This window comes from Tritonibacter mobilis, assembly GCF_001681715.1.
In the GTDB taxonomy this organism is placed as follows: Bacteria; Pseudomonadota; Alphaproteobacteria; order Rhodobacterales; family Rhodobacteraceae; genus Epibacterium; species Epibacterium mobile.
On sequence record NZ_LNWY01000005.1, the window covers coordinates 97,535 to 114,183 of the forward strand.

General features: G+C 61.6%; 16 protein-coding genes. 8 read left to right on the forward strand and 8 right to left on the reverse strand.

Annotated features, from left to right (window positions below; genetic code table 11):
* Together UB90_RS04555 and gpmI are read right to left on the reverse strand one after the other, a co-directional pair.
* A complete protein-coding gene (locus UB90_RS04555; protein ID WP_081285519.1) occupies positions 1–1,146 on the reverse strand; it encodes a murein hydrolase activator EnvC family protein in 1,146 nt (381 codons plus the stop codon).
* Entirely contained in the window at positions 1,143–2,663 is a 1,521-nt protein-coding gene (gpmI, locus tag UB90_RS04560; RefSeq protein ID WP_065325334.1) for a 2,3-bisphosphoglycerate-independent phosphoglycerate mutase, read from the reverse strand. The genes UB90_RS04555 and gpmI overlap by 4 nt, the downstream gene beginning before the upstream one ends.
* A gap of 225 nt (positions 2,664–2,888) precedes the next feature.
* Between gpmI and UB90_RS04570 the strand changes: the two genes are divergently transcribed.
* Positions 2,889–3,350, forward strand: coding sequence for a DUF1203 domain-containing protein (locus UB90_RS04570; RefSeq protein ID WP_009177780.1), 462 nt, complete (start codon positions 2,889–2,891; stop codon positions 3,348–3,350).
* Positions 3,351–3,355: 5 nt separating this feature from the next.
* Here the strand turns inward: UB90_RS04570 and UB90_RS04575 are convergent, their stop codons facing one another.
* From UB90_RS04575 to UB90_RS04585, 3 genes are all read right to left on the reverse strand, one after another.
* On the reverse strand, positions 3,356–3,979 hold the full coding sequence (locus UB90_RS04575) for a LysE family translocator (RefSeq protein ID WP_009177828.1): 624 nt from the start codon (positions 3,977–3,979) through the stop codon (positions 3,356–3,358).
* Positions 3,980–4,064: 85 nt separating this feature from the next.
* Complete coding sequence (locus tag UB90_RS04580) at positions 4,065–4,571, reverse strand: GNAT family N-acetyltransferase (protein ID WP_065325336.1); 507 nt, start codon at positions 4,569–4,571, stop codon at positions 4,065–4,067.
* Positions 4,571–5,500 (reverse strand): ABC transporter ATP-binding protein, encoded by a 930-nt coding sequence (locus UB90_RS04585; protein WP_065325337.1) that lies wholly within the window; start codon positions 5,498–5,500, stop codon positions 4,571–4,573. The genes UB90_RS04580 and UB90_RS04585 overlap by 1 nt, the downstream gene beginning before the upstream one ends.
* Before the next feature lie 70 nt (positions 5,501–5,570).
* Between UB90_RS04585 and UB90_RS04590 the strand changes: the two genes are divergently transcribed.
* Together UB90_RS04590 and UB90_RS04595 are read left to right on the forward strand one after the other, a co-directional pair.
* Positions 5,571–5,753: a zinc-finger domain-containing protein gene (locus UB90_RS04590; protein ID WP_005679955.1), complete on the forward strand. Its 183-nt coding sequence runs from the start codon at positions 5,571–5,573 to the stop codon at positions 5,751–5,753.
* A gap of 53 nt (positions 5,754–5,806) precedes the next feature.
* Positions 5,807–6,292: a flavodoxin family protein gene (locus UB90_RS04595; RefSeq protein ID WP_065325338.1), complete on the forward strand. Its 486-nt coding sequence runs from the start codon at positions 5,807–5,809 to the stop codon at positions 6,290–6,292.
* 65 nt (positions 6,293–6,357) lie between these two features.
* Here the strand turns inward: UB90_RS04595 and UB90_RS04600 are convergent, their stop codons facing one another.
* A complete protein-coding gene (locus UB90_RS04600) occupies positions 6,358–6,891 on the reverse strand; it encodes a hypothetical protein (protein ID WP_065325339.1) in 534 nt (177 codons plus the stop codon).
* A 30-nt stretch (positions 6,892–6,921) separates the two neighbouring features.
* Here UB90_RS04600 and polA point away from each other — a divergent pair, with 30 nt between their 5' ends.
* Both polA and UB90_RS04610 read left to right on the forward strand, forming a co-directional pair.
* Positions 6,922–9,729 carry a DNA polymerase I gene (polA, locus tag UB90_RS04605; protein WP_065325340.1) on the forward strand — a complete coding sequence of 936 codons (2,808 nt, stop codon included), beginning with the start codon at positions 6,922–6,924 and terminating at the stop codon, positions 9,727–9,729.
* A 91-nt stretch (positions 9,730–9,820) separates the two neighbouring features.
* Positions 9,821–10,084 carry a hypothetical protein gene (locus tag UB90_RS04610; protein ID WP_065325341.1) on the forward strand — a complete coding sequence of 88 codons (264 nt, stop codon included), beginning with the start codon at positions 9,821–9,823 and terminating at the stop codon, positions 10,082–10,084.
* 147 nt (positions 10,085–10,231) lie between these two features.
* On the opposite strand, the gene UB90_RS04615 is transcribed toward UB90_RS04610, so the two are convergent.
* Together UB90_RS04615 and UB90_RS04620 are read right to left on the reverse strand one after the other, a co-directional pair.
* Positions 10,232–10,999, reverse strand: coding sequence for a hydroxypyruvate isomerase family protein (locus tag UB90_RS04615; RefSeq protein ID WP_065325342.1), 768 nt, complete (start codon positions 10,997–10,999; stop codon positions 10,232–10,234).
* Positions 11,000–11,279: 280 nt separating this feature from the next.
* Complete coding sequence (locus UB90_RS04620; protein ID WP_081285180.1) at positions 11,280–11,873, reverse strand: DUF1285 domain-containing protein; 594 nt, start codon at positions 11,871–11,873, stop codon at positions 11,280–11,282.
* Between the two features lie 52 nt (positions 11,874–11,925).
* On the opposite strand from UB90_RS04620, the gene UB90_RS04625 reads away from it, so the two are divergent.
* The 3 genes from UB90_RS04625 to UB90_RS04635 are packed head-to-tail and all read left to right on the forward strand — an operon-like array spanning position 11,926 to position 16,624.
* Complete coding sequence (locus tag UB90_RS04625; protein ID WP_065325343.1) at positions 11,926–12,933, forward strand: AAA family ATPase; 1,008 nt, start codon at positions 11,926–11,928, stop codon at positions 12,931–12,933.
* Positions 12,934–12,956: 23 nt separating this feature from the next.
* A complete protein-coding gene (locus tag UB90_RS04630) occupies positions 12,957–13,838 on the forward strand; it encodes a DUF58 domain-containing protein (RefSeq protein ID WP_065325381.1) in 882 nt (293 codons plus the stop codon).
* Entirely contained in the window at positions 13,835–16,624 is a 2,790-nt protein-coding gene (locus tag UB90_RS04635) for a DUF4159 domain-containing protein (RefSeq protein ID WP_065325344.1), read from the forward strand. The genes UB90_RS04630 and UB90_RS04635 overlap by 4 nt, the downstream gene beginning before the upstream one ends.
* The last annotated feature ends 25 nt before the right edge of the window (positions 16,625–16,649 follow it).

Consider the following 16,649-nt stretch of genomic DNA (forward strand, 5'->3'; position numbering starts at 1 on the left):
CTATCCACCTTGCCCTGTCCGAAACCACGTCTCTGGGTCCACGGGACTGTTTTCCATTCTGACTTCTATATAGAGCGTTTCCGAGCGGCCAGTTCCACCCCCTTCACCGCTAAGTGACAAAATCGCGCTGCTCGCTGCCGCATCCCCGCCCATCAGGCCAACTGGCGTACCTTCAGGGATCACTTGCCCGGCTTCTCCAAAGACGTCGGCAAGGCCCGATAGGATAAAGAGCGTGTTGGGTTGCGGCTCCAGAATCACCACATTGCCAAGATCAAGGAGCGGGCCGAGGTATCGGATTGTCGCCGCTGTCGGTGTGGTGACAAGCGCTCGGGGGCGAGTCGCTACGAGAATGCCCGCACGCGCGACACCCGCCGCATCCTTATCCCCATAGCCGCGCAGCAAAAGCCCCTCGACCGGGAAGGGCAGATCGCCGCGCAGATCGGTGATATCTGCATCATCAGCCTCGACCCCATTGGCCTCCGCGATGAGCGCAAGCCCATCGGCAAAACCGGTCAGAGTCTCGGTTGAGGAGATCAGGATCGCAGTCTGAACTGGATCTTCGGTAAAGCGCTTGGGCAGGTCCTGGCGATCCGCAATCGCGGTCGACAGTGCCGCACGTGCGTCCTGTACGCCGCGCAAACCATCCTCAAGCTGCTGCGCCGCACTCTGTTGTAACAGCCGCAGGTCCCGCACCTCTTGCAGATCATTGCGCAACGCATCGGCGCGTGCCTGCAGTCCCGGTGTCACCTCGGCAAGCATCATCGCAGACCGCGCGGCCCCCAGTGGACCGGAGGGATGTAGCATCAGCACTGGCGGCGTTGAGGTCTCAATCGTGGTGATCACACCCAATAGATCTGCAACCTCATCCTCGCGTGCCTTGAGCTGGGTGGTGAGTTGCGTTTCACGCCGCGCCACACGGCGCAGCCCCTCCCGCATCGCCTGAAGCCCGTCTTCATAGGCGCGCACGGTTTCCGTCAGCGCCTTGACCCGGTCATTGGCGCTTTTGGCGGCATCCAGCCGCTCTGACGCAGCCTCTAGCGCCGCCGCTGCGGCCGTGGCTGCTTCGCCGGGGTTCTGGGTTGCTGCTTGCGCAGGGATCGCGACCAAAAGGCCAAGCGCCAGCATCATCACGCGCAGTGGCATCATACGAGCAGGCTTTCCCCGGTCATCTCCGCAGGTTTCTCCAGCCCCATCAAGGCCAGAAGCGTCGGCGCAAGATCGGCCAAGCGCCCATCCTTCAGCGCTGCTCCCTCTGGCCCACCAACAAGCGCCACCGGCACAAGATTGGTGGTATGCGCCGTATGCGCGCCGCCCGTTTCCGGGTCGACCATCATCTCGCAATTGCCGTGATCCGCAGTGACAATCATTGCACCGCCCGCGTCCTTCAGGGCCGCGACAACCTCGCCTAGGCCCTGATCCACTGCCTCGCACGCCTTGATCGCCGCGTCGAGATCGCCTGTGTGGCCAACCATATCTGGGTTGGCGTAGTTGGTGACAATGAGGTCATAGCCCGCCTTGATCGCCTCGACGAATTTCGCGGTGACCTCGGGCGCAGACATCTCAGGCTGCAAATCATAAGTCGCTACCTTGGGCGATTTTGGCATAAAGCGGTCTTCGCCTTCCTCGGGTGTTTCCTTGCCGCCGTTGAGGAAGAAAGTCACATGGGGATATTTCTCGGTCTCCGCCAGACGGAACTGACGCTTGCCCTGTTTGGCCACCCATTCGCCCAACGTGTTGACGATGGCCTTTTTCGGATAGGCGGTGGTCATATAGGCGTTATGGCCTTGGGAATATTCCACCATGCCCAGCAGCCCCGAAAGCACGGGCCGCGGGCCGGTGTCGAACTCTGCAAACTCCGGCTCGCCAATGGCGCGCAGGATTTCCCGCGCCCGATCCGCCCGGAAGTTGAGACAGAAGAACCCGTCGCCGTCTTGAATGCTATCAAAGCCCTCGATCACCGTGGCCTTAACGAATTCATCCAGCTCTTCACGCCCATAGGCGGCCTCAACTGCCGCCTTCGCACTCGGCGCGGTGAACTGACCCGCACCCTTGACCATGGCCTCATAGGCTTGGCTCACGCGCTCCCAGCGGTTGTCGCGGTCCATGGCGAAATAACGCCCGGTGACGGTGGCGATTTGCGCCCCCTCCGCCATACCGGCCTCAAGCTGATCAAGATAAGTGAGCGCCGATTTCGGCGCTACGTCCCGCCCGTCGGTAACCGCATGCAGCCAAACCGGCACGCCCGCATCGCGGATCGCCTTAATCGCGGCCAGGATATGGGTCACATGGCCATGCACGCCGCCATCCGAAACCAGCCCCATCAGATGCGCCGCACCCCCGGTTTCCTTCAGTTTGGCGATAAAGGCCTGAAGCGCGGCATTGTCGTAAAATGATCCGTCCTCGATCGCCAGATCGATCTGGCCGAGGTCCATCGCCACCACCCGGCCCGCGCCGATATTGGTATGACCCACCTCGGAATTGCCCATCTGACCGCTGGGCAGCCCTACATCGGGGCCATGGGTGATCAGCCGCGCGGTGGGGCTGCTTGCCATGATCGCATCCAGCGTTGGCGTCTTTGCAAGATAGGGCGCATTGGCCGGTCCCGGCTCAGCACTGCCCCAGCCATCGAGGATGCAAAGAACAACGGGTTTGGGTGCGGTCATGGCGCGTCTCCGGTCAACGAGTGCGGTGTTTCGCCTCGGGTTCTACAGACTGTCGCGCGGTTGGGAAACCGGGGAGTGCGCAATCCGCGCGAATGTGACCTCCGCCGGTGCGTTTTTGCGCATCTCTCTCCGCATCACAGGGGGCGAAGGCGCAAGATCCGGGTCGCTGGGCGAATGGCTCGACTGTTAGCCATACCCACAGAGTTCACCAACAGGACCAAACCCATGCCCCAGATCTTCGCCATGCCCACCGAAACCGTGCGCGCCTATCAGGCCGGCCAGCCCGACGCCCATGGCCAGCTGCCGGAACGCGCCACCTCTGACGGCGGCGGCAACCCATGTCGCCATTGCCTGACCTACATCCCTGAGGGGGCCGAGATGCTGATCCTCGCGCATCGCCCCTTTCCCACAGCGCAGCCCTATGCAGAAACCGGGCCGATCTTCCTCTGTGCCGACACCTGCACCCGGCACGAGGGCCCGGAGATGCCCGAGGTCTTCACCCGTTCCCCCGACTATCTGATCAAGGGATATGGCGAAGACGACCGCATCGTCTACGGCACCGGGATCGTGATCGACAAGGACCGGATGATGGCGCAGGCCGAAGAGATCTTCGCCGACCCGCGCGTGCGTTACATCCACATCCGATCCGCGCGCAACAACTGCTATCAGGCGAGGATCGAGCGCTGACGCCCTTAGCGCGCGGCAACGAGGCTAAGGCCACTGGCGACGAACACCCCGCCCGTGGCCTTATGCAGCCGTGACATCGCCCGGCGAGACAGTTTCAATTCGCGCACCCAAGCGCCAAGCCCGCAGTAAAACGCCGCCACACCAAATGACCCCAGTCCGACCACTGTGACCATTGTGGCAAGCTGTCCAAGTCCTGTGCCTTCAGGTGACAGGAACTGCGGAAACAACGCTGTGAAAAATATGATGGCCTTGGGATTGCTCGCCGCCACGGTGAAGCCGCTGAGAAACAGGCGGGCAGAACTCATGGTGGCTGGTCCCTTGGCCTCTGCCATATCGACCCGCCGCGCAGCGCTGCGCCACATCTGGATACCGGCCCAGATCAGATAGGCAGCGCCCAAGTATTTCACCACCAGAAACAGGCTCGCGGACCCGGCAAGCACCACCCCCAGCCCGGCAGAGGCTGCAATCGCCTGCAAGATCGACGCCGATGCATTGCCCAGCGCGGTCCAGATCGACCGCAGCCAACCGCTCCCTGCACCATGGGCAAATGCGATCAGCGTGCTTGGACCCGGAATGAGAGAGACCCCGACAACCGCAGCTGCAAACAGGACGATCTGGTGCAAATCCATTCTTAAGAACCCTCTCAGCCAAATACCGACGGGCCGCAGAGACGTGCCGCGCAGCCGATCATTTCAGGGACCTTAAGCGGCGCAATCACCCAGAGCGAGCGTTAATTGCGCCAGTGTGAACCTCGGGCAGCGTCTTGGTCATCGCGTAGTTATGCATCATCACGCCCCGGCGTTCAAAATCGCGACGGTGTTCCTCCGTAAAGCCTTGGCGCAGAAAGAACCGCCGCGCCGCCTCGCTGGCCTCAACATAAAGCGCGGACAGGCCAAGATTGCGGGCCTCACCCTCCAGCCGGGCATAAAGGTCCGCACCGATGCCCGTGCCGGCCACCTCGGGCGCAAGGTAGAAACAGTCGATGTGGCCGTCGGCCTCCAGCTCGATAAAGCCCTGCGCCACGTTGTTTGCGTCCGCCGCGACCCAGATGCGGCGGCCGTCGCGGGCGCGCTCCAGCACCCGGTCGACCGGGGCGAGCTCGGGGCTCCATGCGGCGCATTGTTCAGCGGAATAATCCCGCGCGCCGACCTGATGCACGGCGGTGTGAAAGATCCGTGCCCAGTCGGCGGCGTCACGGGGTTCAAACGGACGGATCTGCATCAGCGGGACTTTGTCAGCGCGAGGAAGACATCTTCGAGGTCGGCCTCTTCGGTTTTGACGTCCCGAATGGAAATCCCGGCTGCGCGCACCGCCTCCAGCACCGCCTCTGCAGAGGTTTCGTTGCTGTGATAGCGCAGCACCACGGCACCGTCACCGCGCAGCTCGGCCTCGATCCCCGGCCCTTCTGGCAGGGTCGTGACGGGGGCGGCGGGCTGCACCACCATCGCGCGTGCATCAAGGCGGCCCAGCAGGTTTGCAGTCGAATCCCGCGCCACCACTTCGCCCTGATTGATGATGGCGATCTCGTCGCACATCTCCTGCGCTTCCTCCAGATAATGGGTGGTGAGGATGATGGTCATGCCCTGCGCGTTGAGCTTGCGGACGTTCTCCCACAGCATCTGGCGCAACTCGATGTCGACACCGGCGGTGGGCTCATCCAGCACCAGAATATTGGGGCGATGCACCAGCGCCTTGCCCAGCAGAAGCCTGCGCCGCATGCCACCCGAAAGCGTGCGGGCATAGGCTTCGGCCTTGTCCTCCAGCCCGATCAGTTTCAGGATGCCGTCGCTGTCGCGCTCGGCTTTTGGCACACCATAAAGACCCGCCTGCACCTCCAGCGCGCCGCGCGGGGTAAAGAACGGGTCGAGGTTCAATTCCTGCGGCATCACCCCGATCGAGGCGCGGCTCTGGCGCGGATTTGCGTCCTGATCGAAGCCCCAGATCGTCACTTTGCCACTGGTTTTCAGCACCAGCCCCGCAAGGATATTGATCAGTGTCGATTTGCCCGCACCATTCGGCCCCAGCAGACCAAACACCGATCCACACGGCACAGTGAGGTCGATCCCTTTTAATGCATGTTTCTCCGGCTGACCTTTGCGCCCTTTGTAAGTTTTGCGCAAAGCTTCAATGCGGATTGCCTCATCAGTCATCGCGGCTCTTGCCCCCGGTATTTCCATGGCTCATAAAGCCCCTAACGCATTAGCCAGAGGATCGCCAGCGATGACCATTGAAGCGCCGGAAACCAAGATCGTAGACAGCTACCGTGTCGCCTGCGACGGCAGCGAAGGCGCGCTCGGTCATCCGCGGGTCTATCTTCAGATCCCCGAGGACAGCGGGTTTGTCGAATGCCCCTATTGTGATTGCAAATACATCCACCGGGATTTTGAAGGCAAAGTCGCCTGAACCGGGCTTGCCTGAGCTTTTGATCCGCGCCTGGGTTCGCTAGTCTGCCGGATATGGCAGAGCTGTTGATCATATATCATTCCCGCACCGGCGGCAGCCGGCAGATGGCCGAGGCTGCTTTTGCGGGCGCTTCGGACGAGGGGGCCGCGCGTCTGGTCCACGCTGAGGAAGCCAGCCCCGAGGATTTGCTGGCGGCAAGCGGCTATCTGTTCTGCGCGCCGGAAAACCTCGCCGCGCTCTCCGGTGCGATGAAGGAATTCTTTGACCGCTGCTACTATCCCGTGCTGGGACAGATCGAAGCGCGCCCCTATGCGCAGATGATCTGTGCCGGGTCGGATGGCGAGAACGCCGCGCGGCAATTGGCAAGGATCGCACAGGGCTGGCGGCTGAAGGCGGTGCAGGAGCCGCTGATTATCTGCACCCACGCACAGACTCCGGAGGCGATTCTGGCCGACAAGGTCATCCCCGAGGATGAATTGCAGATGTGCCGCGACGTAGGTCAGGCCATGGCTGCAGGCCTTGTGATGGGAATGTTCTAAATCTGTCGAACTGCCATATGGGCCAATACGCTACCTGCAGGCCACCGCGACACATGCGTGCAACATCACAGTGCAGAGCGACGCTCTTTCAGGCCATTCAAAGCATCACATAGCTGATCAAAATGGCCCCCTGCCAATTGCAGCCGCTGAATGAGATCCCAACCACCCCAGACCTGAAACGCCTCGGACGCATTGAATTCACCTCTCCCCCAAATCGTGCCGGGCTTCGCGCGATCATAGGAAAAACTTGCGTTCCCATAGCTGCCGTCCTCGCAGATAAATTGAGCAGAACCGCTGGCATCTGATGTACTTAGAATCTCCCATTTTCCGCGGCACGCCACGCCATCCAGGGTCTTCCCCTCGATATTGCCCGACAACCAACCGAGCGTCGCCCCATGGATGCTTTGCCCATTGTCGAAACAGGCCAAAAGCGGTGTACAGTGGTCGCCCTGACCCGGGTTCGAGGTGCAACCAGACAAGAAAGCTTCCGCCTCGGAACTTGAGGCTTCGCGTTGGCAGGATGTAATCAAGAGACCGCTCAGGCCGAGCAGAGTGATTGCAGTGACGCGACGGATCGGAGATAAGGCGGATAAGAACATCTGGGAAACAATCGGTTGGGGTCAAACACCATGAGCACTAGCAATTTTGGCAAAGGCTGTCACCTCCACCTGATTGATGGCTCCGCCTTTATCTTTCGCGCCTACCACGCGCTGCCACCGCTGACGCGCAAATCCGACGGGCTGCCGATCGGTGCGGTCGCGGGGTTCTGCAACATGCTGTTCAAACAGGTCGAGGACAACAAGGGCCCCGATGCGCCCACCCATGTTGCGGTCATCTTTGACCATTCCGGCAAGTCGTTCCGCAATGACATGTACGATCTCTACAAGGCCAACCGCCCCCCCGCGCCGGAGGATCTGGTGCCGCAGTTCCCGCTGACGCGCGAGGCCACCCGCGCCTTCAACATCGCCTGCAAGGAGATCGAAGGCTTCGAGGCCGACGACATTATCGCCACATTGGCCTGTCAGGCGCGCGAAGCGGGTGGACGCGTCACCATCATCTCGTCGGACAAGGACCTGATGCAGCTGGTCGGCGACGGGGTCGAAATGCTCGACGCGATGAAGAACAAGCGCATCGACAGCGATGGCGTGCGCGAGAAATTCGGCGTCGGCCCCGACCGGGTGGTGGATGTGCAGGCGCTTGCCGGTGACTCGGTCGACAACGTGCCCGGCGCGCCCGGCATCGGCATCAAGACCGCAGCGCTGCTGATCAATGAATTCGGCTCGCTGGAAGATCTCCTGGACCGCGCCGAGGAGATCAAACAGCCCAAGCGCCGCCAGACCCTGGTGGAAAAACGCGACCAGATCGAAATGTCCAAACGCCTCGTTCAGCTGGATTGCGACATGGAGCTGGACTTCACCCTCGACGATCTGGAAGTGCGCGACCCGGACGCGGAAACGCTCCTGGGTTTCCTCGCCGAGATGGAATTCCGCACCCTGTCCAAGCGGATGGCCGACCAGCTGGGCCGCGAGGCTCCGACCATCCCCGAAGCACCCTCCGCCGCGGCCGCCGCGCTGGAACTGCCCGAAGCCCCCGGCTTTGACAGCGCCGAATACACCACCGTGCGCGACGCCGAGACCCTGCAACAGTGGATCGACCTCATTCGCGAACACGGCTATGTCGCGGTGGATACCGAGACCACCGGCCTCAACGAGATGATCGCCGATCTGGTCGGCATCTGCCTCTGCGTGGTGCCCGGGCAGGCCTGCTATGTGCCGCTCACGCATAAGGCGGGCAATTCCGGCGATCTGTTTGGCTCTGACGATCTGGCCGAGGGGCAGATGCCGCTGGCGCAGGCGCTGGAGATGCTGAAACCGGTGCTGGAGGATGACGCCATCCTCAAGATCGGCCAGAACATGAAATACGACGCCAAGATCTTTGCCCGCAACGGCATTAACGTGGCCCCGATCGACGACACCATGCTGTTGTCCTACGCGCTGCACGGCGGCATGCACGGGCATGGCATGGACACGCTGTCGGAACGCTACCTCGATCACCAGCCGATCCCGATCAAATCGCTGCTGGGCAGCGGCAAATCGGCGATCACCTTTGACCGGGTGCCGATCGACGACGCCACGCCCTATGCGGCCGAGGACGCCGACATCACCCTGCGCCTGTGGCAGCAGTTCAAACCGCAATTGCACCAGAAACAGGTGACCACGGTCTACGAGACGCTGGAGCGTCCGCTGGTGCCGGTGCTGGCGCAGATGGAGCAGAACGGTATCAAGGTGGACCGCGACACGCTGAGCCGGATGTCGAACGCGTTTTCGCAAAAGATGGCAGCACTTGAGGCTGAGATCCACGAGCTGGCGGGCGAAAGCTTCAACGTCGGCTCCCCCAAACAGCTGGGCGAGATCCTCTTTGACAAGATGTCTCTGCCGGGCGGTAAGAAAGGCAAGACCGGCGCCTATGCCACCGGCGCCGACATCCTGGAGGATCTGGCCACCGAGCACGAGCTGCCCGCCCGTGTGCTGGACTGGCGGCAGCTGTCAAAACTGAAATCCACCTATACCGACGCCTTGCAGGAACATATCCACCCGGAGACGGGCCGGGTGCATACCTCGTATTTGCAGACCGGGGCGAACACCGGACGTCTGGCCTCGAGCGATCCCAACCTGCAAAACATCCCCGTGCGCAGCGAGGAAGGCCGCCGCATCCGCGAGGCCTTTGTTGCCGAAGAGGGCAATGTACTCCTGTCGCTCGACTACAGCCAGATCGAGCTGCGCATCCTAGCCCATGTGGCGGGAATCGACGCGCTGAAACAGGCCTTTGCCGATGGTCACGACATTCACGCCATGACCGCCTCCGAGGTCTTTGACGTGCCGCTGGAGGAGATGACACCGGAGATCCGCCGCAAGGCCAAGGCGATCAACTTCGGGGTGATCTACGGCATCTCGGGCTTTGGTCTGGCGCGCAATCTGCGCATCCCGCGCGGCGAGGCGCAGGGCTTCATCGACCGCTATTTCGAGCGCTTCCCAGGTATTCGCCAATATATGGACGACACCGTGAATTTCGCCAAGGAGCACGGCTATGTGCAGACGCTGTTTGGCCGCAAGATCCACACGCCGGAGATTGCCGCCAAGGGGCCGCGGGCGAGCTTTGCCAAACGGGCTGCGATCAACGCGCCGATTCAGGGCACTGCGGCGGATGTGATCCGCCGCGCCATGGTCCGGATGCCGGATGCGATTGCACATCTGCCCGCCCGCATGCTGTTGCAGGTACACGATGAATTGCTATTCGAGGTTCCTCAGGATCACGTGGACGAAACCATTTCGGTCGCCCGCGAAATCATGGAAGGCGCGGCCGATCCGGCGGTGCATATGGACGTGAAACTGGTGGTCGACGCCGGTCGCGGCCAAAACTGGGCCGAGGCGCATTAACGCGCGCTCTGGCCCGTTTTAGACAAAGCCCTTCCCGGCGGGCGCCCGACGTGGCCGCCGGTTTTTGACCAAACCAATTGGACGACCCGTTTTGAAACCGATCATCTTAACCGCACTGCTGGCGGCGCTGACCGCCTGTGCCCATCACATCGACCCGCAGGTCACCGCCTATAACGGCGACAGCGTCACCATTGCTACCAAACAGAAATTCAAACGCCACTGGGCGCTGAAAGTGGCCAAGGACGAGGCCGACCGCGTCTGTCGCGCCGGTCAGGGCAAGCGCGCCGAACATGCCTCGACCGAGACCGACCGCGCCCGTGGCCGCAATCTGGACCTGTTCCTCTGCTTGCAGTGACCGGTCGCGCCAATATGCCCTGCGCCGCGCCAGCGGCGCCGGGCCCAACGCCCGCAGATCATCTGTGATGATCGCACGGGGGGCGGGAGCTTCACCGGCACAAAAGATGCGGCGCGCTCGGCACTCCGTAGCCGTCCAAGATGTCTCTCAAGCCGCCTGTAACGCCCGCATCCACCGCAGGCTATCCTCAGTACGGGGCGTGCTGGGCGTGTATTCCGCACTGACCCAGCCCTGATAGCCACTGTCATCAATGGCTGCAAAAAGTGCGTCAAAATCCAGCGGCCCATTGCCCGGTTCGCAGCGCGAAGGTGCTGCCGCGAACTGCACGTGGGTCGCGCGATCTCCAAAAGCCTCCCAGACCTTGAGCGCATCGCCATGGATCAACTGTGCATGGTATGCATCAAACTGCAGGGTCACATTATCGCGCCCGACCTCATCGAGAATGTCCGCCGCGAGGTTGTAATCATCAAGGAAATAGCCCGGAAAATCACCGTTGTTCAGCGGCTCGATAGTGAACTGCTGCTGCGGCGCCGAATCCGCTGCTGCTTGCAAGTTTTGCACAAAAGTCTGTCGCGCCGCTGCGCCCTTAGCCGGTCCGGCCATCACATGAATGCGCCCTGCCTTCAGCATATCGGCGTAGCGCAGCACCCGGCGGATGTCGCGCTGGAACCGGTCTGCCTGCTCTGGCACGGCTGCATAACCCGGATCACCGCCGGTGTAGTTTGGCGGCGGAGCGTTGATCAGCAGCAATTCCAGCCCATTGGCAAGAAGCGCACGTTGGGTTTCTTTGGCCGCAAACTCATAGGGAAACAGCACCTCCACCGCCTCGAAACCGGCGGCAGCTGCCGCCGAAAAACGGTCCAGATAAGGAAGCTCCGCAAAGAGCATGGATAGATTGGCCGCGAACTTTGGCATTCTCACCTCCTGCTGCGCGTGCAGTCCCCGTCACATCACTATACCACAGACCTGTGACGCGCGTACGCGGGTTTTAATTTAACTTTGAACTGCACCTGCTCTCGTAATGCGTTGATATGCATCCGCCCGGCACAGATGAAAATGCCCTCATTTTGCGCAATTTTAATGGATTGCGCGGACGCCTGTTTCTGAGTGCAATGATGATCCCCGGATCACCACTTACGTCGAGCGTGGCGCTGATCTGCACAGCCCACAAGCCTCAAGTCAAAAACGTTTGCCGTCAGGCAAGATCCAGCGCGTCCGCCTCTATGATGCGAAAGAAGCAGCCCTGAGACCATAGGCCGAACCAGCCTTCATGCGCCTCACCCATTTCCATAAGCCGGTAAAAGCTCTTGCGATCTATGAGCGCCTCGAGCCCCGCGCGTACATGCACGTAAGGCGAAGGTTCCCCGGTATTCGGATCGCGCTCGACCCGAACCGGGTTATCCGACCCAGCGATGGTCTGATCGCCAACCTGAGTGGTAAAGGTGAGAACCTGGCTCTCACCCGCGCCAGTGGCCTCGAAATCGACCGCGACGAAAGGCGCATCCTCGACAGTGATGCCGACCTTTTCTACCGGTGTCACCAGATAGAATTTTCCGCCTTCCAGCTTCAGAATCGATGAAAACAACTTCACCAATTCAAACCGGTTGATGGGGGAGCCAAGGTAGCTCCAGCTGCCATCACGGTGGATGCAAATATCCAGATCTCCGCAGTAGGGTGGATTCCACAAATGCACCGGCGGCAATCCGCCTTTGCCTGCGGCCTTTGCGCTTGCTTCTAGGGCATTTGCATCTGGTGTCACGGCTTTTTGTCCACTCATTCGTTTTGCCATTCTATCTCTGCGCGATACACTGAGAACATATAAGCCCACAGAAAGGGAAGTCATGAGCGAAGCACAGGATCTGTTGTCCGACATCGAAGCGCTGGAAACCAAGCTGCAAGAGGCGCGCGCCTCGATCACACGTCGGTTCATCGGACAAGAGCGGGTCGTCGATCTGACGCTGGCGACCTTGCTGTGTGGTGGCCACGGCCTGTTGATCGGTCTGCCCGGCCTTGGCAAAACCCGGCTGGTGGAGGCACTCTCGACCGTTATGGGCCTGAACGGCAACCGGGTTCAGTTCACACCGGACCTGATGCCTGCAGATATCCTTGGCTCTGAGGTGCTGGATACGGCGCCCGATGGCACCCGCGCCTTTCGGTTTGTGCAGGGGCCGATTTTTTGTCAGCTTTTGATGGCGGATGAAATCAACCGCGCCTCGCCCCGGACCCAATCGGCGCTCTTGCAGGCAATGCAAGAGAAAACCGTCACGGTCGCAGGCGCAGATCGGGCGCTGGATGCCCCGTTTCATGTGCTCGCAACGCAAAACCCGATCGAGCAGGAAGGGACCTATCCGCTGCCAGAAGCGCAGCTTGACCGTTTCCTGATGCAGATCGACATCCACTATCCCGACCGGGACACCGAGCGCGATATCCTCATTGCCACCACCGGTGTCGAAGAGAGTGAGGTGCATCAGGTCTTTACTGCAGATGAGCTGATTGCGGCTCAGACCTTGTTGCGCCGCATGCCTGTTGGCGAGTCGGTGGTTGAAGTGATCCTCGATCTTGTGCGCGCCTTCCGCCCCGAAGAACCCGGTGCAAGCGAACGGGTCGCCCAGACCGTGGCATGGGGACCGGGGCCGCGAGCGGCGCAGGCCCTGATGATGGCGGTGCGGGCGCGGGCATTGTTGCAGGGCCGCCTTGCCCCCAATCCGGAGGATGTGGTCGATATGGCGCGCCCGGTGCTGAGCCACCGGATGCAGCTGAATTTCGCAGCCCGCGCCCGTGGCGATAGCCTTGCAGATTTGATTGATGAGACCGCAGCCACCCTGATCCGAGCCGAGGCCGCCGCGTGAACCACCCTGCCCCCTCCCGCGATATGACTGCCCGTGGTCCGGCTGGTCAGATTCGCAGCCGCGCCGAAGAAGCTGCCAGTGTCCTGCCCCCCTTGCTGGTGCAGGCGCAGCAATTGGCTGGCGCGGTTTTGCTCGGAGAACACGGCCGCAGAAGGTCCGGCGCTGGCGATGATTTCTGGCAATATCGCCCGGTGCAACAGGGCGACAGTCGTCGCATGATCGACCATCGCCGGTCTGCGCGCGGCGATCAGCAGTTTGTGCGCGAAAGGGAATGGCAGATTGCGCAGACCGTGCACCTCTGGGTCGATCAGGGGCACTCCATGCGTTTTGCCTCGAATGCCAAATTGCCGCAGAAAGTTGACCGCGCCCGCCTGTTGGCCTTGGCCTCAGCCGTGTTGATGGTACGTGGCGGCGAGCGCGTGGGGCTGACCGGGGGTGCGCTGCCCCCGAGACGCGGCAATATGCAGATCCTGAGGCTGGCCGAGCATTTCACCACCATTGACGACACAGCCTATGCCCCACCCGAGCATCGAGCGCTGATCCCTCATGCGCGTGCGCTGTTCATTTCAGACTTTCTCGGCCCCTTTCAGGAGTTGGAAATCGCACTCACCAAGGCGGCGGACCGTGGATTGCGTGGTGTGCTTCTGCAGGTTCTGGATCCCACTGAGGAGATGTTTCCCTTCAGCGGTCGCACCCGTTTCGAGGGGCCGGATAGCAGCTTCAGCCACGAAACATTGAAAGCATCCGCTCTGCGTGATCGGTACCTGGATCGACTGGCGGAACGGCGCGATGCGCTGGAACAATTGTGCCGCGCGGCAGGCTGGACCTTGGGCCTGCACCACACAGGCGATAGTGCGCAATCCGGTCTGCTGTGGCTCTATCACGCATTGGAGCTGCGCCAATGACCATGATCGCCGGCATAGGTTTTGCCAGCCCATGGCTGCTACTGGGGCTCTTGGTTTTGCCAATCCTGTGGCTGTTGCTGCGGGCCATTCCTCCGGCCCCAAAACGGCAACCGTTTCCAGCCGTGACACTTTTGTTGGGGCTAAAAGACGACGAGAGCCTGTCGGATCGCACCCCGTGGTGGTTACTGCTCCTTCGGATGCTCGCCGTGGCTGCAGCCATCTTTGGTCTATCGGGGCCAGTGCTAAACCCTGCACAGGAACATGGTGGCAGTGGTCCACTGTTGATCGTCATGGATTCTGGCTGGGGCGGCGCGCCACGTTGGGAGCAGAACCGCGCTCAGATCGAGGCGGAGCTAAGTGAGGCCGGGCGCGCAGGTCGCCCTGTTGCACTCATGCGCCTGACTGCACCAGAGCCACTGCAATTCCTCGCTGCAGGTCACTGGAGCCGCCAATTGCCGGGGATGACACCCGCGCCATGGGTGGCCTCTCCCGAACAGCTACAAGACACTGCAAAAATGATCGCCGAGGCTGAAGGCGGGTTTGATACGCTCTGGCTGAGCGACGGTGTGGCAATGGAAGGTCGCGCCGATCTGGTCGCGACACTTGCCGAACGCGGCGAGATCGAAGTGTACGAGAGCGGCGCGCCTGTGATGGGCCTGCTGCCCGCCACTTACGAAGACGGTGCAATTACCCTGCGCGCCCTGCGCAGCAGCACCGGGCTTCAACAAGAGATCACCGTGCAGGCCCTTGGGCCGGACCCAAACGGTACAGAACGCGCGCTGGCCTCAACCACGATGACCTTTGCCGTCTCTGCCAACAGCGCCGAAGCACAGCTGGCGTTACCCATGGAGTTGCGTGCCCGCATCAGCCGGTTCGAGATCCTGAACACCCGCTCTGCCGGGGCGGTTTCACTGACCGATGATCGGTTGCGCCGCCGTGAGGTCGCATTGATTTCCGCTCAGAGCAGCGATGAAGGCCTCGCACTACTTTCTCCGCTCCACTACCTGCGTCAGGCGCTGGAGCCGACGGCAGAGTTGCTCGAAGGAGCACTGCCGGATCTATTGCCTGCAAACCCGGACGTGGTGGTTCTCGCCGATGTGGCCCGTCTGGCCCCCGCGCAGGAAGAGGCGCTGATTGACTGGGTGGATCAGGGTGGCTTGCTGTTGCGGTTTGCCGGGCCACGTCTGGCCGCCAGCGATACGGCCCGCGACACCGAGGAACCGCTGATGCCGGTGCGCCTGCGTATTGGCGGGCGCAGCATAGGCGGGGCCATGAGTTGGGGCCAGCCAAAGGCGCTCGCGCCATTTGCGGAAGCTTCACCCTTTTACGGTTTGGAGATCCCGCAGGAAGTTACCGTCAGCTCACAAGTCATGGCACAACCCGACCCGGAACTGGCCAGCCGCGTCGTAGCCGAGTTGAGCGATGGTACGCCCTTGGTAACGCGTAAATCACTGGGTCAGGGTCAAGTGGTCCTGTTCCATGTCACGGCGAATGCGGAGTGGAGCACCCTGCCGCTCTCGGGGCTGTTTGTCGACATGCTGGAACGTCTCGCGGTGTCTTCTGCTGCAAAGCCTCCTGCGGCAGAGGCTCTGGAGGGCACCACATGGCAGGCGGTTGAGGTTTTGGACGGCTTTGGTCGCCTGGCAGACGCGGACACATTGGCAGGTGTTGCGGGGCCAGATCTGATCGACGCCCCTTCGGGACCCACGTTGCAGCCCGGGCTTTATACCAGCGGCAGCGGCGCCTATGCCCGCAATGTCTTGCGCATGGGGGATGAGATTCGCCCCGCCACTTGGCCTGCATCTGTGCCGGTTCTCACCTATGAGGGCGCACAGGAGCGCCCCCTCGGCGGTGTGCTCTTGAGCTTTGCGCTGGTGCTGCTGGCACTCGACATTGCGGCGGCACTTCTGGTGTCTGGTCTCTGGTCTCCTGCTAAAGTGGCGGCACTGATGCTCGCTGCGGGGATAGCGGGTGGCATCACCACGGGACTGCCGCAATCTGCACAGGCTCAGACAGCTTCCAATTCGTCCGCTGCGACTCCGACGGAACTCACATCAGAATTGACACTGGCCTATGTGCTGACAGGTGACGCGCGGGTCGATCAGATTTCCGCCGAAGGGTTACGTGGCCTAAGCAATGTAATGGCGCTGCGCACCTCCGTCGAACCTGCGCCACCATACGGGGTGGATCTGGAAACCGACGAGTTGGCGTTTTTTCCGTTTCTCTACTGGCCTGTCACGGAGGGGCAGTCGCTCCCCTCATCAGAAGCTTACAGCAAGCTCAATGCCTATTTGCGCACGGGCGGTATGATCCTTTTTGATACCCGTGATGCAGACCTAGCGGTCACCGGGGCCAGCAGCGGCGCGGCGCGACGCCTGCAACAACTGGCGCTTCCGCTGGATATTCCACCCATAGAGCCAATCCCTGCCGATCATGTGCTGACACGTGCGTTCTACTTGTTACAGGATTTTCCCGGTCGTCATCCGCGCGGGCAAATCTGGGTCGAAGCCGCACCACCGGATGCTGAACAGGTTGAAGGACTGCCCTTTCGCAACCTCAACGACGGGGTAACCCCGGTGGTGATCGGCGGCAATGACTGGGCAGCGGCATGGGCGGTGGATGAGCGCAACGCGCCGCTCTATCCGGTTGGGCGCGGGTTTTCAGGTGAACGCCAGCGCGAGCTGGCCCGGCGCTTTGGTGTGAACCTTTTGATGCATGTGCTGACCGGCAACTACAAATCCGATCAGGTGCATGTCCCTGCTCTGCTCGACCGGCTTGGGCAGTAGGTTCATGCAGATCACTCATCCTGTG

What these genes read in the sequence shown, in the direction of transcription:
- UB90_RS04555 (WP_081285519.1), bottom strand. Translation starts at nt 1,146, where the DNA reads ATGATGCCACTGCGCGTGATGATGCTGGCGCTTGGCCTTTTGGTCGCG.
- gpmI (WP_065325334.1), bottom strand. Translation starts at nt 2,663, where the DNA reads ATGACCGCACCCAAACCCGTTGTTCTTTGCATCCTCGATGGCTGGGGC.
- UB90_RS04570 (WP_009177780.1), top strand. Translation starts at nt 2,889, where the DNA reads ATGCCCCAGATCTTCGCCATGCCCACCGAAACCGTGCGCGCCTATCAG.
- UB90_RS04575 (WP_009177828.1), bottom strand. Translation starts at nt 3,979, where the DNA reads ATGGATTTGCACCAGATCGTCCTGTTTGCAGCTGCGGTTGTCGGGGTC.
- UB90_RS04580 (WP_065325336.1), bottom strand. Translation starts at nt 4,571, where the DNA reads ATGCAGATCCGTCCGTTTGAACCCCGTGACGCCGCCGACTGGGCACGG.
- UB90_RS04585 (WP_065325337.1), bottom strand. Translation starts at nt 5,500, where the DNA reads ATGACTGATGAGGCAATCCGCATTGAAGCTTTGCGCAAAACTTACAAA.
- UB90_RS04590 (WP_005679955.1), top strand. Translation starts at nt 5,571, where the DNA reads ATGACCATTGAAGCGCCGGAAACCAAGATCGTAGACAGCTACCGTGTC.
- UB90_RS04595 (WP_065325338.1), top strand. Translation starts at nt 5,807, where the DNA reads ATGGCAGAGCTGTTGATCATATATCATTCCCGCACCGGCGGCAGCCGG.
- UB90_RS04600 (WP_065325339.1), bottom strand. Translation starts at nt 6,891, where the DNA reads ATGTTCTTATCCGCCTTATCTCCGATCCGTCGCGTCACTGCAATCACT.
- polA (WP_065325340.1), top strand. Translation starts at nt 6,922, where the DNA reads ATGAGCACTAGCAATTTTGGCAAAGGCTGTCACCTCCACCTGATTGAT.
- UB90_RS04615 (WP_065325342.1), bottom strand. Translation starts at nt 10,999, where the DNA reads ATGCCAAAGTTCGCGGCCAATCTATCCATGCTCTTTGCGGAGCTTCCT.
- UB90_RS04620 (WP_081285180.1), bottom strand. Translation starts at nt 11,873, where the DNA reads ATGGCAAAACGAATGAGTGGACAAAAAGCCGTGACACCAGATGCAAAT.
- UB90_RS04625 (WP_065325343.1), top strand. Translation starts at nt 11,926, where the DNA reads ATGAGCGAAGCACAGGATCTGTTGTCCGACATCGAAGCGCTGGAAACC.
- UB90_RS04630 (WP_065325381.1), top strand. Translation starts at nt 12,957, where the DNA reads ATGACTGCCCGTGGTCCGGCTGGTCAGATTCGCAGCCGCGCCGAAGAA.
- UB90_RS04635 (WP_065325344.1), top strand. Translation starts at nt 13,835, where the DNA reads ATGACCATGATCGCCGGCATAGGTTTTGCCAGCCCATGGCTGCTACTG.